We start from the raw sequence: 15,059 nt of genomic DNA on the forward strand, positions 1-15,059 counted from the left end.
AGGTAAGCGCCCCACAGCGGGCAAGGCGCCACGCCATGGAAGTCGGACTTCGCCATCGTCTGGAACAGCAGCAGCGGCATCGCCACGTTGATGGCAAATTCCGAAAGCCCCTCGCCGCTCGCCGGCTTCAGATAGCCGGTGAGCCCGGCGAGGTAGCCGAGCGCGACAAGGCTGAAGACGAAAAGAACGGTTTCGGTGAGCGGAGACATTTTTACCGTGAGGGGCGGGTTCCCCGTGATAGGCGAGCCAGGACCGCGACGCAATCGCGCCTGAATTTGATCATCGTCGGCTGGCAGCGTTATAGAGGGCTTGGATCATCAGGGCGGACACGGACGACAAATAGCCTTTGTCCGACTCTCGAACCTCCGTCTTTTGCAGCGGGCATGGCTGACGGCTTCGTCGCCGCACTGCTTTGTCTTGCCGCGATCGCGCTTGCAGTTGCCGAGACGAAAAGCGACGCGCGCAGCGTCACCGATCGAGGCCGCATTCACGGCGACGCTGAAGGTATTCACCAGGGAAGCCTTCCGATGCAATGGCCTTCGCGCAGAACAATCTCGGGGATGTCAGCTGGAATCGGGCCAGCTATGGCGGCGGCAAGGCCGAATATCAAAAGGCGATCGGATTCTTCGAGAACGCCAAGCAGGGTTTTACCGAAGCCGGCTACACCATGCCATCCCTCTCACCGTCTACGCTTCTCGCCCACCGCGCCTTGTCTTTCGGCCGGCTTTACCGTCCCTATATGTCCTGCCACCGGAACCCCTTGCCGGGAACCGCAGAAGGATAGCGGATGATTCGATTTGCCTTGGCGTTGTTCCTGCTTGTTGTTCCCGGCGTGGCGCACGCCACGGATGCAGGCTGGGCGCTGCTGCGCGATGGCGGACACGTCGTGCTGCTGCGCCATGCCATGGTCACCGGCACCACCGATCCGGCCAATTTCGACATCGACAGCTGCGCCACCCAGATGAACCTGTCGGCGCGCGGCAAGCAGCAGGCGAGCAAGATCGGCGCTCTGTTTGCCGCTCGGGCGGCACCGATCGAGCGCGTGCTGTCCAGCCGCTATTGCCGCTGCCTCGACACCGCCCGCATCGCCTTCGAGGCCGACCCCGAACTCTTTGCACCGCTCGATCTCCTGAAAGGCGACGAGACGCAGAAGGCCGCGCAGATCGCTGCGATCCTGAAGGAAATCCGCGCCTATTCCGGCTCCGACAATCTGGTCATGGTCACCCATCTGGAAGACATCGTGGCACTGACCGGCATCTCACCGCGCGAAGGTGAGGCCGTCGTCGTCGAGCCGCAAGGCGATGGCCTGCGCGTGCTCGGCCGCGTCACCTTCTGAGCGTGCTGCGCGATCGCTGACGCCGAAAGCGGTGTTGCTGAAATGCCACCGTTGAAAGAAGCCGCAAATTCGCCGTGACAATGCCGCTTGCGACAACCCGTCGCAGGGGCTATAGGCGCGCTCCCGGTCACGAGAACCGAAGCGAGCACAACGGTTGGAGCTTTCGTCTCCGCCCGTGCAGGCGGCATTGCCGCCCTGTATACGGCGCCGCTTTGGGGATTGGGATCGCGGATGTAGCTCAACTGGGAGAGCGCCGGACATAATCCGGAGGTTGTGGGTTCGAGTCCCTTCATCTGCACCACGGATAGCTCAGTTTGGTTAGAGCATCAGATTGTTAATCTGACTGTCGAAGGTTCGATTCCTTCTCCATTGGCCTTGAAAAGCCATCCGAAAAACGGTCCGGGGACTGGAATGCGAAAGACTGGACGGGTGACCCAAGCCTTCGGGCGCGGATCATCCCAAGCGTCTTTCGCCATCGGCTCGCGGCCAGGCCCGCGGTGACGATCAAGGCGCGGTGTCGCCGGCAAGGGAGGCTAAGGCCTCCTGCGCCCGCTTCGCTGCCCCGCGATCCGCTCCCGAAGGCCCGCCACGGCTCGATGCCACCAGTCCCCGGATCATTCGTGCCCGGGCTACGACGCAAGAGACGACGTGAAACGAGAAACGAAGGGAAGATCGACGCATGACGTGACGCCTCGCATGGGGCCATGCCCGACAGGAGTAAGACAATGACCATTCTCGACAAGGTTCTTGGGCGCGAGCGCGTCTTCGTAAGGGAAAACGAACGTGCCCTCGCCCTCCACAAGGGGGAGATCAAGGCTGTCCTGCTGCCGGGCGAGCACTGGCTCGCCAACCGGCGCGGCAGCCTCGAAGTGTCTCGGCACGATCTGAAGAACCCGGAATTCGTTTCGGCATACGAGAAGGCGTTGTTCGACAAGCTTCCGGATGTGGCCGCGCGTCATTTCACCGTCGTTCGCACCGGGCGCACGGATGTCGCCGTCATCGAGCGTGACGGCAATCTGCACGCCGTGCTGGCACCGGACCGCAAGCTCGTGCTGTGGACGGATGCCGGCCCGTGGAAGGTGACGCTGATCGACACGTCAGTCGATCTCGCCATCGATGCGGCGATCATGCGCCGGCTCGGCCAGGCCCGGAAGGCGGAATTGATGTCCGTCCATCCGGTCGTCGATGGTCAGGCCGGACTGCTGTTCATCGACGGTGTCCTGGTCAGGACGCTGACGGCGGGCGTGCATGGCTTCTGGAACGTCGGACGCATGGTGCAGATCAAGGTCGTCGACCTCAAGCGCCAGTCGCTCGACGTTGCCGGGCAGGAAGTGCTGACCAAGGATCGCGTGACGATCCGCGTCAACATCGCAGCCGAATACCGGGTCGTCGATCCGGTCAAGGCGGTCAGCATGGTGAAGGACTTCTCCGAAGCCCTCTACCGCGCCCTGCAATATGCCTTCCGCAAGACGCTTGGCGCGCTGACACTCGATCAGGTCCTCGAAAAGAAGGTGACGATCGATGAGGAAGCGGCAGCCAAGGTCCGCGCCGACATGGCCGAGATCGGCGTGGAGGTCAGCGATATCGCGCTCAAGGATGTCATCCTGCCGGGCGAGATGCGCGAGATCCTCAACCAGGTGGTGTCGGCCGAAAAGCAGGCCGAGGCCAACATCATCCGTCGCCGCGAGGAGACGAACGCGACCCGTTCCCTCCTCAACACGGCCAGGGTGATGGCGGAAAACCCGGTGATGCTGCGGTTGAAGGAGCTCGAGGCGCTGGAAACCATCGCCGGCAAGGTCGAGCGGCTGACCGTCCACAACGGAACGGGCGGGCTGCTGAACGATCTGGTCAAGCTTCGCGACAGCTGATGCATGTCGCCAAAAGTGTTCCGCTTTTGGAAAAACGACACGCATCGAAATAAGGCTGACGTTGCGTCAACAGAAGGGCCGCCGGGTAAACCGGCGGCCCTTCTTGCGTTTCGAAGGAACCCTACCCATCTGCGCCCGGCGTATCAGGCCTTTTCCTGCCGGAAAAAACCGATTAGACAGCGCCCAAACAAGATGCGGACAGATTCCGCCCGCAACCGAAGGAAAAGCCCTTGTCCACCACGTTCGACAAAGTCGCCAAGATCATTGCCGACACCAGCGAGATCGATATCGACACCATCACGCCCGAGAGCCATACGATTGACGATCTCGGCATAGACAGCCTCGATTTCCTCGACATCGTCTTTGCCATCGACAAGGAATTCGGCATCAAGGTGCCGCTGGAAAAGTGGACCCAGGAGGTCAATGACGGCAAGGCTTCGACCGACGATTACTTCGTCATGAAGAACCTGTGCGCCAAGATCGACGCGCTGGTCGCCGCCAAGACTGCCTGACGTCAGTTGAGCGCACGATCTTGACGCGCTCTGCCGCCTGACCCACAAAGCCGCACATGAGCAGCCCCCGCGACGTCGTCATATCAGGTATCGGCCTTGTCTCCTCGCTGGGGGAAGGTCCTGACGCCCACTGGCAGAAGCTCGCGCAACCGGGCCCGCAGCCGGTGCTCGAAGCGACGCGCTTTGCACCCTATACTGTCCATCCGCTGCCTGAGATCGACTGGAACCTGCAGATCGCCAAGCGTGGCGATCAGCGCCAGATGGAAACCTGGCAGAGGCTCGGCACCTATGCTGCCGGCCTTGCACTGGACGACGCCGGCATCAAGGGCAATGACGAACTCTGCGCGACCATGGACATGGTTGTGGCGGCGGGCGGCGGCGAGCGCGACGAGGCGGTCGATGCCGCCATTCTCGCCGCTTCGGAAAGCCGCAATGACCGCGATGTACTGCTCAACGAGAAATTGACCACCGAATTGCGCCCGACACTGTTTCTGGCCCAATTGTCCAACCTGCTCGCCGGCAACATCTCCATCGTCCACAAGGTCACCGGTTCGTCCAGAACCTTCATGGGCGAGGAAGGTGCCGGTGTCGCCGCGGTTGAAACGGCCGCCGCACGCATCCGCTCGGGTCAGTCGACGCATATCCTGGTCGGCGGTGCCTTCCAGACCGAACATTCCGATATGCTGCTCGGCTATGAACTCGCCGGCTATCTGCATCGCGGCCCATGGAAGCCGGTTTGGCAAAGACAGGGCACTGAGGGCGGTGGCGTCGTGACCGGCTCCGGCGGCGCCTTCCTGGTGCTGGAGCAGCGCGAACACGCGATGAGCCGCGGCCGCAAGATCTATGCAGAACTTGGACCGGTCGTCTCCGGCCGCGCCCGGCGGCCACGGGGAGAACTCGACGCCGAGATCGCCGCACTGCTCAAGCAGGCTGCATTGCCGAACGGCAAATTGCTGACCCTGTCGGGCGCATCGGGGGCGCATGCGGCGACAACAGCCGAGAAGGCAGCGCTCGATGCCAATCCGGCGATCGCCGCGCGTGGCTTCTCGACGCTGACCGGGCACATGAAGGAAGCACAGTTTCCTTTCGCTGTGGCACTGGCGGCACTCGCTGTCGACCGCAAGGCCGCCTATCCTGTTTTTGATGCCGCAGCCGAGACGCCGTTCGAAGGCGTTCCCCAATCCGTCCTTGCAACGGCGATCGGCTATCACCAATTCGAGGGCATGGCGCTGGTCAATGCCGCGTAACGCGGCTCCACGATCCATGCTGCAACGATAAGAGGGCTCCCGGATGGCCAATCTCAGAGATCACATGGGCAGGCCGATCGTCGCCGTCACCGGCATCGGCGTGGTGACCTCGCTTGGCGTCGGCAAATCAGACAATTGGGCGGCACTGACCTCCGGCAAGTCGGGCATTCACCCGATCACCCGCTTTCCCATCGATCAATTGAACACCCGCATCTCCGGCATGGTCGATTTCCTGCCGTCGAGTTCGAAAGGCGCCAGCCCACTCACCTATGAGCTAGCCGAGCTGGCGGGCTTAGAAGCGGTGAGCGAAGCCGGTCTTGATTCCAGCGATTTCGGCGGACCGCTCTTCCTCGCATCGCCGCCAGTCGAACTCGACTGGGCCGAGCGCTTCTCGCTCTACAATTCTGACAAGGACAAGGATGACACCGCCGCCGAAAGACTGCTTCGGGTCGCGCGTAGCTTGAAAGAGCTGGATATTTTCGAGACCACCCAGTTCGGTTCGATCGCCGGCCGCCTTGCCGATCGCCTTGGCACGCGTGGTCTGCCGATCACGCTGTCGACGGCTTGCGCTTCAGGCGCCACCGCGATTCAGCTCGGTGTCGAGGCGATCCGACGCGGCGAATGCGACCGTGCGCTGTCGATCGGCGCGGACGGTTCCGCGACCGCCGAGGCATTGATCCGTTTCTCATTGCTTTCGGCGCTCTCCACGCACAACGACATCCCCGAAAAGGCGTCGAAACCCTTCTCCAGGGATCGCGACGGCTTCGTGTTGGCCGAGGGATCGGGGGCGCTGGTGTTGGAATCGCTTGAGACGGCATTGGCTCGCGGCGCGACTATTCTCGGCGTCCTGGGCGGCTGCGGCGAGAAGGCCGACGACTTCCACCGCACCCGCTCCAAACCGGACGCTTCACCGGCCATCGCCGCGGTCCGCGCCGCTCTCGTCGATGCCGGACTGGGTGAAGACGAGATCGACTACGTCAATGCCCACGGCACCTCGACGCCCGAAAACGACAAGATGGAGCATCTGGCGCTGTCGACGGTGTTCGGCGAGCGGATCGGCTCTATGCCGGTCTCGTCGAACAAATCGATGATCGGTCACACGCTGTCGGCGGCGGGCGCTGTCGAGGCGGCTTTCTCGCTGATGACGATGCGCGAAAGCGTCATTCCGCCGACCATCAACTATGACAATCCCGACCCCGCGATCGTGCTCGACGTGGTGCCGAACAAGAAGCGCAACGCCGAAGTCCGCACCGTTCTGTCGAGCTCCTTCGGCTTCGGCGGCCAGAACACTTGCCTTGTCATGGCGCGGGAACCGGTCTAAGCGACCTTTTTCAGCCAGACTGAACCGACAGGCCCCATGCGCGCATTGCAACTTATAGAGGACCGCCGTCTTGAGACGGTGGACCTGCCGCCTCCTCCACCGCCGGCACTCGGCGAAGTCACGCTGCGCATCAAGGCAGTAGCGCTGAACCATATCGACGTCTGGGGCTGGCGCGGCATGGCCTTCGCCAAGCGCAAGCTGCCGCTGGTCGTCGGCGCGGAGGCATCCGGCGAGGTCGAGGCGGTTGGCCCCGGCGTTTCCAGCCTGCTGCCCGGACAATTGGTGTCGATCTATGGCGCGCGCACCTGCGGCCTCTGCCGAGCCTGCCGCGAAGGCCGCGACAACCTCTGCGAACATGTTTCGGGCGTTCACGGCTTCCATCTCGACGGCTTCGCGCAGGAGAAGATCAACCTGCCGGCCCGCCTGCTGGTCCCTGCCCCGCCCGGCGTGACCGACATCGGCGCGGCGGTGGCGCCCGTCACCTTCGGCACCGTCGAGCACATGCTGTTCGACAACGCCAGGCTTCAACCCGGCGAAACCATCCTTATCCATGCCGGCGGATCCGGCATCGGCTCGGCGGCCATCCAGCTGGCCAAGCGGATGGGCTGCACGATCATCACTACGGTCGGTTCCAACGACAAGATCGACAAGGCCAAGGCGCTCGGCGCCGACCATGTCATCAACTACCGCGACGACCGTTTCGAGGGCGTCGTGCGCAAGCTGACCAAGAAGAAGGGCGTCGACGTCGTCTTTGAACATGTCGGCGCCGACACATTCGCCGCCTCGATGCTGTGCCTGAAGCGTGGCGGCCGCCTGGTGACCTGCGGTTCGACCTCCGGCGTGTCGACGCAGATCAATTTGATGCAGCTGTTCCAGCAGCAATTGAAACTGCTTGGCTCCTTTGGCTGCCGCATGGAAAACATGGCCAACGCCATGCAGAAAATGGCGGCGGGACAAGTCGCACCCGTCATCGACACCGAAGTCGGCTTCGACGGTATCGACGCCGCGCTGAAGCGCATGGAAGGCCGCGACGTTTTCGGCAAGATCATCCTGCGCGTCGGCTAGAGCCTTGACCTCTGTATTCAAGAAGTTCCGCCGGGACCTCAAATTTCGTTACGGCAGGCAACTGCGCCAGCTCAATTACTGGCTGGTGGCGCGGGCAGCGATGATGATCATCTGGGTCCTGCGCCTGCTGCCGGCCGACAGTGCGCTGAATTTCGCCGACCGCGTCGCTCGCCTGGTCGGCCCCCGGGTTGGACGCCATCAGGTCGCCGTCGACAATCTGCGCAAGGCCTATCCGGAAAAGAGCGAAGCCGAGATCCAGGCGATCGCCTCCGACATGTGGGGCAACATGGCTCGCTTGGCCGCGGAATACATCTTTCTCGACGCCCTCTTCGACTACGACCCCGCGGCCAGCGAGCCCGGCCGCGTCGAGGTCAAGGGAGCTGACCACTTCGTCGAAATAGCCAGCGAAGAGAAGCCGCACATCGTCTTCACCGGTCATCTCGGTAATTTCGAATTGCTGCCGGTGGCGGCCGCGACTTTCGGCATGAACATCACTGCGCTGTTTCGCCCGCCTAACAATCCCTATCTCGCCGACTACATCCTCTCGACGCGCCGCTCGACCATGGGCTCGTTGCTGCCATCCATGGCGGGCGCGTCATTCGCCCTGGCCGGGGTTCTGGAGAACGGCGGCAACATCGGCATCCTTGTCGACCAGAAATTCTCCAATGGACTGGAGACGACATTCTTCGGCCGTCCCTGCCAGAGCAATCGCGTGCTGGCCACCCTTGCCCGCCACTACGATTGCGACGTCTATCCGGCGCGCTGCGTCAGGCTGCCAGGCAACCGCTTCCGGCTCGAAATCGAGAACAAGTTAACCTTGCCGCGCACCGCTGACGGCAGCGTCGATGTCCGTGCCACCACCCAGCGTCTCAACGACGTCGTCGAGCGCTGGGTGCGAGAAGATCCCGGCCAGTGGATGTGGTTCCACAAAAGGTGGGAGATCAGCGGCGGGCGTCGAAAGCGACCGCAGGCAAAGGCGGTCCCAAACGCTTAGGCAGAGCTGCTGGCGTGGGGTTAGCCCAGCGCCAGCAGACAACAGCGAACCTGAACCGCCTTAGTTGGTGACGACAATGCGCGTGTTGCCGAAACCCACTTCCCGCACCATCGAATAGAACGTGGCGGCATTGGCCGTGTGCAGCCTCACGCAGCCATGCGACGCCGGGCGGCCGAGCTGCCTGACGGCGCCGGTTCCATGGATGGCATAGCCGCCATGGAAGAACACCGAATAGGGCATCGGCGACATATGGTATTTGCGCGAATACCACATCCTGGCCGTGCGCTGCGGCCGATAGGTGCCGCGCGGCGTGAAGTAGCCGGTGCGGGCGGTGGAGACACTCCACCGGTAAACCGACGCGCCATATCTGACGGTCATCGTCTGCGACGACACGTCTATATTTGCAACGAGGCTGGCTGCCCAGCCCTGCCCCGAAGCACCGAACAGCATTGCAACAAACATGGTTGCCATGAGAACTGTCTTTTTCATGCGATCAAACCCCTTTGATTGCCCCTAACCTGCCTGCCTGATTGTTTTTCATCTTTTTAATGGCAGATGCACGGGCTAACACACACACCTTGACCAATTCGCCAATCCAAAGCAGCGAATTTGAACGATTTCCCGCAATAGTTGCCGCAACGACACGCCGCACCGGCTTGATCGCCGGCGGGCTTGCAAAATCGCTGGGATCGCTGCTCAACTCTGCGCATGAACCAGCGACTCCTCCAGGCAATCGATGACAGGCGCGACGACGTCGTCGCGCTGACCGCCGAGCTGATCCGTTTTCCGACCATCAATCCACCCGGCGAGGCCTACCGGCCATGCGCCGAATATCTCGGCGCGCGGCTGAAGAAGAGCGGTTTCGAGACCGAGTTCATCCGCGCCGAAGGCACGCCCGGCGACACCGACCGCTACCCGCGCGTCAATGTCGTTGCCCGTTTCGACGGGAGATCATCAGGCGCCTGCGTCCACTTCAACTCGCATGTCGACGTGGTCGAAGCCGGCGATGGCTGGACCGTCGATCCCTTCGCCGGCATCGTCAAGGACGGCAGGGTCTATGGCCGCGGCGCCTGCGACATGAAGGGCGGTCTTGCCGCCTCTATCATCGCAGCCGAGGCCTTCCTGGAAGTCTTCCCTGATTTTCCCGGCGCCATCGAAATATCCGGCACCGTCGACGAGGAATCCGGCGGCTTCGGCGGCGTCGCGCATCTGGCCAGGCTCGGCTATTTCTCAAAACCCAGGGTCGACCATGTCATCATTCCCGAGCCGCTGAACAAGGACCGCATCTGCCTCGGCCATCGTGGCGTCTGGTGGGCGGAGATCGAGACCAAGGGGGAGATCGCGCACGGCTCGATGCCGTTTCTCGGCGACAATGCGGTGCGCCACATGGGCGCCGTGCTGCGGGCCTTCGAGGACGAACTGTTTCCCGCGCTCGACCGCAAGATGACGCGCATGCCGGTCGTGCCCGAAGGAGCAAAACGCTCGACCATGAACATCAATTCGATCCATGGCGGCCAGACCGAGGATTTCCGGCCCGGCCTGCCGTCGCCCAACGTGCCCGACTCCTGCCGGATGACCATCGACCGCCGTTTCCTGCTCGAGGAAGATCTCGACACCGTCAAAGGTGAAGTGACCGGCATTCTCGACCGGTTGAAACGCGAGCGGACAAAATTCGACTATGAAATCCGCGACCTGATGGAAGTGCTGCCGCTGATGACCGAGCGCGACGCGCCGGTGGTCAAGGCGGTTGCGCAAGGCATCATGGCGATCTTCGACCGCGAACCCGATTATGTCATTTCGCCCGGCACCTATGACCAGAAGCATATAGCTCGCATCGGCCATATCTATGATTGCATCGCTTATGGGCCTGGCATTCTCGACCTCGCCCACCGGCCGGACGAATGGGTCGGCATATCGGACATGGTGGAATCGGCCAAGGTGATGGCGATAGGGCTCAACGTGCTGCTGCGCGGCACAGCCACGGGATAAGGTGCGCACCGCGACAAGCTTCGACTGCCGATGCGGTCGCCAGGATAAAAACATTCCCGGCCACGCCAAGGGGCAGAACGAAACGCAATTTACTCCGTGGCGAAATCACGCTTCTATCACTCGGGTTCGAGCACGTGTCTGAACGCATGGGGAGTTGCACGATGAAATTGTGGATAACCATTCTGGCGGCCGCGGTGCTGTCGCTGGCCGCCGGCACCTCTGCGTTCGCCGCGCGAACCGACCTGGTCATCGGCATTCCGCTCGAACCCCCGCATCTCGATCCGACCGCCGGTGCCGCCGCAGCGATCGACGAGGTTCTCTATGCCAATGTGTTCGAAGGCCTGACGCGCATCGGGCCGAATGGCGAGGTGCTGCCGGATCTGGCCGAAAGCTGGACCATTTCCGATGACGGCAAGGTCTACACCTTCAAGCTGCACACCGGCGTGAAATTCCATGACGGCACCGACTTCGATGCCGCCGACGTGAAATTCTCGCTCGATCGTGCCCGCGCCGACAATTCGGTCAACGCGCAAAAGGTGCTGTTCGCCGCCATCGACACGGTCGACGTGGTCGACCCGGCAACCGTCAAGGTCACGCTGAAGAACCCGCAGGGCTCGTTCCTCTACAATATGGGCTGGGGCGACGCGGTGATCGTGGCGCCGGAATCTGCCGACACCAACAAGGAAAAACCGATTGGCACCGGCCCGTTCAAGTTCCAGAGCTGGGCCAAGGGATCGTCGATCACGCTGGTCAAATCGGACAATTACTGGGGCACGCCGGCGTCGCTCGACAAGGCCGAGTTTCGCATCGTGCCGGATGCCGCGGCCTATGTGCCGGCGCTGCTCTCGGGCGACATCCAGGCTTTCCCGTTCTTCGATGCCGACAGCGTCGCCCAGGTCAAGGACGACCCGCGCTTCAAGGTGGTGATCGGCGCGACCGAGGGTGAGACCATCCTGTCGATCAACAACAAGAAGCCGCCTTTCGACAAGCTGCAGGTGAGGCAGGCGATCTCTTACGCGCTCGACCGCAAGGCCATCATCGACGGCGCCTCGGCCGGCCTCGGCCAGCCGATCGGCTCGCATATGTCGCCGGCCAACAAGGACTATGTCGACCTCACCGGCCGCTACCCGCATGATGTCGCCAAGGCCAAGGAATTGCTGAAAGAGGCAGGCCTCGAGAACGGCTTCAAGGCGACGCTGAAACTGCCGCCGCCCACCTATGCCCGTCTCGGTGGCGAAATCATCGCCTCGCAGCTTCGCGACGTTGGCATCGATCTGGAAATCATTCCGGTCGAATGGGCACAGTGGCTGGACCAGGTGTTCACCAAGAAGGATTACGACCTGACGATCGTCTCCCACACCGAGCCCAACGACATCGATATCTATTCGCGCAAGGATTATTACTTCAACTACGACAACCCGGCCTTCGACAAGGTGATTGCCGATCTCGGCGTCACCTCCGACGAAGCCAAGCGCAAGGAATTGCTGGGGCAAGCGCAGAAGATCCTGGCCGACGATGCGGTGGTCGGCTTCCTCTATGAATTGCCGAAGATCGGCGTCTGGGACGCCAACCTGCAAGGGCTGTGGGAAAACGCCCCGATCCAGGCCAATGATTTGACCAAGGTGAAGTGGAGCGAGTGATCCCTCACCTTCCATGACCGCCTACCTCCTAAAACGCCTCGCCATCGCCATCGCCACGCTGGTGCTGGCTTCCATGGTGGTGTTCGCCGTCCTGGAGATCCTGCCCGGCGATCCGGCGCGGCTAATGCTGGGCATGAATGCCAGTGCCGACCAGGTCGAGTTGCTGCGCAACCAGATGGGCCTCAACGCGCCGCTGGCTTGGCGCTATCTGCACTGGACGGGCGGCCTGCTCAGCCTCGATTTCGGCCGCTCCTACACCTATTCGGTGCCGGTCATCGATCTGGTGCGCGAGCGGCTGGCCGTCTCGCTGCCGCTGGCGCTGATTGCGCTTGCGCTCTCCACCCTCATCGCGATTCCCGTCGGCCTGTTTTCCGCCAGCCGGCGTGGACGGGCCGGTGATACGATTTCCATGGGCGCCGCACAGCTTGGCGTCGCCGTGCCCAATTTCTGGTTCGCGCTGATGCTGATCTATGTCTTCGCCGTCTGGCTGCGGCTGGTTCCTGCTGGCGGCTTTCCCGGCTGGAGTGCCGGCGTCTGGCCAGCCTTGAAGTCGCTGCTGCTGCCGGCGTTGGCGCTTGCCTTGCCGCAAGCCGCGATTCTGGCGCGCGTCACCCGCTCGGCGCTGATCGAGGTGCTGAACGAGGACTATATCCGTACCGCCCGCGCCAAGGGTCTGCCCTACCGAGCTGTGCTGTGGCGGCACGCGTTGCGCAACGCCATGATTCCGGTGCTGACCATTCTGGGCCTGCAGTTCGCCTTCCTGCTTGCCGGCACCATCATCATCGAGAATGTTTTCTATCTGCCCGGCCTCGGCCGGCTGGTGTTCCAGGCCATCACCCAGCGCGACCTGATCGTCGTCGAAAGCGTCGTCATGCTGCTGGTCGCCGCCGTCATCGCCGTCAATCTGCTGGTCGACCTTTCCTATGCGGTCGTCGATCCGCGCCTGAGAAGCCGGCAATGACACTGCACATCGACATATCAGAAGAGACGTTCGGCAGCATCCTGAGCAAGGCGTTCGGGAATACCGCCTTCGTTGCCGGTTTCGTCATCACCCTGCTGATCCTGGCAATGGCTGTCGTCTCCTATGCCTGGACGCCCTATGACGTCACGAAACTGGTGATATCGGATAAGACGCAAGCGCCCTCGCTGGCGCACTGGTTCGGCACCGACCATTTCGGCCGCGACATCCTGTCGATGGTCATGGTCGGCGCCCGCAATTCGATTGCCGTGGCGCTGGTCGCGGTCGGCATCGGCATGGGGGTCGGCGTGCCGCTCGGCGCCTTTGCCGCGGCACGCGGCGGCCTCGTCGACGAGGCGCTGATGCGGCTGAACGACCTCGTCTTCGCCTTCCCGGCTTTGCTGTCGGCGATCATGATCACCGCCATCTTCGGACCGGGCGCCGTCAACGCCATCATCGCCATCGGCATCTTCAACATCCCGGTCTTTGCGCGCGTCGCCCGGGCCGGCGCGCTGGCGATCTGGCCGCGCGAGTTCATTCTCGCCGCACGCGCCGCCGGCAAGAGCAGCACGCAGATCACAATCGAACATGTGCTGCCCAACATCGCCACGCTGCTTCTGGTGCAAGGCACCATCCAGTTCGCTCTGGGCATCCTGGCCGAGGCCGGGCTTTCCTATCTCGGCCTGGGTGCGCAACCGCCAATGCCGAGCTGGGGCCGCATGCTGTTCGACGCGCAGACCCGCATGGTGGTGGCGCCATGGATGGCGATCTTTCCGGGCATGGCGATCGTTGTCGCCGTGCTGGGGCTGAACCTCCTGGGCGACGGCATCGCCGACATCCTCGATCCGAAATCGCGGCGGCAGCGATGAGCCTGCTCGACATCGAGAACCTGTCGCTGACCATCGGCGACACGCAGATCCTCAAGGGTGTGGAGCTTTCCGTCGCGGCCGGTGAGGTGATGGGGCTGGTCGGCGAATCCGGTTCCGGCAAATCGATGACCGCGCTGACGGTGATGCAGCTTCTGCCCCATGCCGCGCGCGCCAGCGGACGTGTCACATTCGACGGCATCGACATCCTGGCAGCAACCGAGGACCAGATGTGCGCGCTGCGCGGCGACGACATCGGCATGGTGTTCCAGGAGCCGATGACGGCGCTCAATCCGGTCAAGACCATCGGCGAACAGGTTGCCGAAGGCATACGCTGGCACACCAGGGCCAGCCGCGCCGAGGCCGAAGACCGGGCGCGAAAAATGCTCGACCGTGTCGGCTTGCCCGAAGCGAAATTCCCGCTGTCGCGCTATCCGCACGAACTGTCGGGCGGCCAGCGCCAGCGCGTCGTCATCGCCATCGCCTGTGCGCTGAAGCCGAAGCTGCTGATCGCCGACGAACCGACGACGGCGCTCGACGTGGTGCTGCAGGCACAAATCCTTGATCTGTTGCGCGACCTCGTCGCGGAGAGCCGCATGGGCCTGCTTCTTATCTCGCATGACCTCGCCGTGGTGACCGAGATGGCTGACCGCATCACCATCCTGCGCCGCGGCGAGGTGATGGAAGCCGGCGACACCGCACGCACGCTATCCGAACAGCTCCACCCCTACACGCGCCAGTTGGCGCAGGCCTCGATGCATGTGCCGGCGCGCGCCAGGCTCCATGGCATCGAGACGGGCCGCCCTTTGCTTCAGATCGAGGGCGTGACCCGCGACTATCCCGGCCGGCGCACTTCGCTGTTCAAGCGCGCGCCTGGTATCCGCGCCGTCGACGACGTCTCGCTGTCGATGGCGCCGAGTCAGTCAGTGGCACTGGTTGGTCGCTCCGGCTGCGGCAAGTCGACGCTCGCCCGCATGATCCTGGCGCTGGATCGGCCGACATCGGGCTCGATCCGGTTCCGCGGCGGGACCATAACCGGCAAGAGCGAAGCCGAGCTGAAGCCGGCGCGACGCGATATGCAGGTCGTTTTTCAAGATCCCTATGGCTCCTTCGACCCGCGCCAGAAGGTGGAAAAACTGGTTGCCGAACCCCTGCATGTGCTGGAGAAAAAGCCGACGCGCGCCGAGTGCCGCGAGATGGTGGCGCATGCCCTGCACGAAGTCGGCCTCGGCATCAGCGACATGGACAAATACCCCCATGAAT

16 protein-coding genes and 2 tRNA genes are annotated in these 15,059 nt (G+C 62.9%); 15 read left to right on the forward strand and 3 right to left on the reverse strand.

From position 1 onward, the window contains the following. Positions 1–209: AEC family transporter (locus EN932_RS13600; RefSeq protein WP_206618931.1), on the reverse strand; the 209-nt coding region annotated here is incomplete at its 3' end. Positions 210–532: 323 nt separating this feature from the next. Here EN932_RS13600 and EN932_RS13605 point away from each other — a divergent pair. The 10 genes from EN932_RS13605 to EN932_RS13650 all read left to right on the forward strand — a co-directional run bounded on the left by EN932_RS13605 (position 533) and on the right by EN932_RS13650 (position 8,343). After that, positions 533–784 (forward strand): hypothetical protein, encoded by a 252-nt coding sequence (locus EN932_RS13605; RefSeq protein WP_024501274.1) that lies wholly within the window; start codon positions 533–535, stop codon positions 782–784. 3 nt (positions 785–787) lie between these two features. Further along, positions 788–1,336, forward strand: coding sequence for a histidine phosphatase family protein (locus EN932_RS13610; RefSeq protein WP_064993694.1), 549 nt, complete (start codon positions 788–790; stop codon positions 1,334–1,336). Between the two features lie 227 nt (positions 1,337–1,563). Then, a tRNA-Tyr gene (locus EN932_RS13615) sits at positions 1,564–1,637 on the forward strand. Positions 1,638–1,639: 2 nt separating this feature from the next. Then, positions 1,640–1,709: transfer RNA gene (locus EN932_RS13620), tRNA-Asn, on the forward strand. A 352-nt stretch (positions 1,710–2,061) separates the two neighbouring features. Beyond that, positions 2,062–3,204, forward strand: a complete 1,143-nt coding sequence (locus EN932_RS13625) for a slipin family protein (RefSeq protein ID WP_164766187.1) — start codon at positions 2,062–2,064, stop codon at positions 3,202–3,204. A gap of 230 nt (positions 3,205–3,434) precedes the next feature. Next, positions 3,435–3,716 (forward strand): acyl carrier protein, encoded by a 282-nt coding sequence (locus EN932_RS13630; protein ID WP_010909964.1) that lies wholly within the window; start codon positions 3,435–3,437, stop codon positions 3,714–3,716. Between the two features lie 56 nt (positions 3,717–3,772). After that, positions 3,773–4,963, forward strand: coding sequence for a beta-ketoacyl-ACP synthase (locus EN932_RS13635; RefSeq protein ID WP_024501277.1), 1,191 nt, complete (start codon positions 3,773–3,775; stop codon positions 4,961–4,963). Between the two features lie 43 nt (positions 4,964–5,006). After that, positions 5,007–6,284, forward strand: a complete 1,278-nt coding sequence (locus EN932_RS13640) for a beta-ketoacyl-ACP synthase (protein WP_013531223.1) — start codon at positions 5,007–5,009, stop codon at positions 6,282–6,284. A gap of 36 nt (positions 6,285–6,320) precedes the next feature. Then, positions 6,321–7,349, forward strand: coding sequence for a zinc-binding dehydrogenase (locus EN932_RS13645; RefSeq protein ID WP_013531222.1), 1,029 nt, complete (start codon positions 6,321–6,323; stop codon positions 7,347–7,349). A 4-nt stretch (positions 7,350–7,353) separates the two neighbouring features. Next, positions 7,354–8,343 (forward strand): lipid A biosynthesis lauroyl acyltransferase, encoded by a 990-nt coding sequence (locus tag EN932_RS13650; protein WP_013531221.1) that lies wholly within the window; start codon positions 7,354–7,356, stop codon positions 8,341–8,343. A gap of 60 nt (positions 8,344–8,403) precedes the next feature. Here EN932_RS13650 and EN932_RS13655 read toward each other — a convergent pair whose 3' ends face one another. Both EN932_RS13655 and EN932_RS13660 read right to left on the reverse strand, forming a co-directional pair. After that, positions 8,404–8,832, reverse strand: coding sequence for a L,D-transpeptidase (locus EN932_RS13655; RefSeq protein WP_013531220.1), 429 nt, complete (start codon positions 8,830–8,832; stop codon positions 8,404–8,406). Between the two features lie 4 nt (positions 8,833–8,836). Next, positions 8,837–9,043, reverse strand: coding sequence for a hypothetical protein (locus EN932_RS13660; RefSeq protein WP_127384794.1), 207 nt, complete (start codon positions 9,041–9,043; stop codon positions 8,837–8,839). Between the two features lie 8 nt (positions 9,044–9,051). Between EN932_RS13660 and EN932_RS13665 the strand changes: the two genes are divergently transcribed. From EN932_RS13665 to EN932_RS13685, 5 genes are all read left to right on the forward strand, one after another. Further along, on the forward strand, positions 9,052–10,332 hold the full coding sequence (locus EN932_RS13665) for an acetylornithine deacetylase/succinyl-diaminopimelate desuccinylase family protein (RefSeq protein WP_013531219.1): 1,281 nt from the start codon (positions 9,052–9,054) through the stop codon (positions 10,330–10,332). Positions 10,333–10,493: 161 nt separating this feature from the next. Continuing rightward, positions 10,494–11,972 (forward strand): ABC transporter substrate-binding protein, encoded by a 1,479-nt coding sequence (locus EN932_RS13670; RefSeq protein ID WP_013531218.1) that lies wholly within the window; start codon positions 10,494–10,496, stop codon positions 11,970–11,972. Between the two features lie 13 nt (positions 11,973–11,985). Next, positions 11,986–12,933, forward strand: a complete 948-nt coding sequence (locus EN932_RS13675; RefSeq protein WP_013531217.1) for an ABC transporter permease — start codon at positions 11,986–11,988, stop codon at positions 12,931–12,933. After that, complete coding sequence (locus tag EN932_RS13680) at positions 12,930–13,799, forward strand: ABC transporter permease (RefSeq protein ID WP_013531216.1); 870 nt, start codon at positions 12,930–12,932, stop codon at positions 13,797–13,799. Before EN932_RS13675 ends, EN932_RS13680 begins: the two co-directional genes overlap by 4 nt. Further along, the coding region (locus EN932_RS13685) for an ATP-binding cassette domain-containing protein (RefSeq protein WP_164890478.1) at positions 13,796–15,059 on the forward strand (1,264 nt) is incomplete at its 3' end. The genes EN932_RS13680 and EN932_RS13685, both read left to right, overlap by 4 nt.

Origin of the sequence: Mesorhizobium sp. M7A.F.Ca.US.002.01.1.1 (genome assembly GCF_004022955.1) — a bacterium.
Taxonomy (GTDB): Bacteria; Pseudomonadota; Alphaproteobacteria; order Rhizobiales; family Rhizobiaceae; genus Mesorhizobium; species Mesorhizobium ciceri.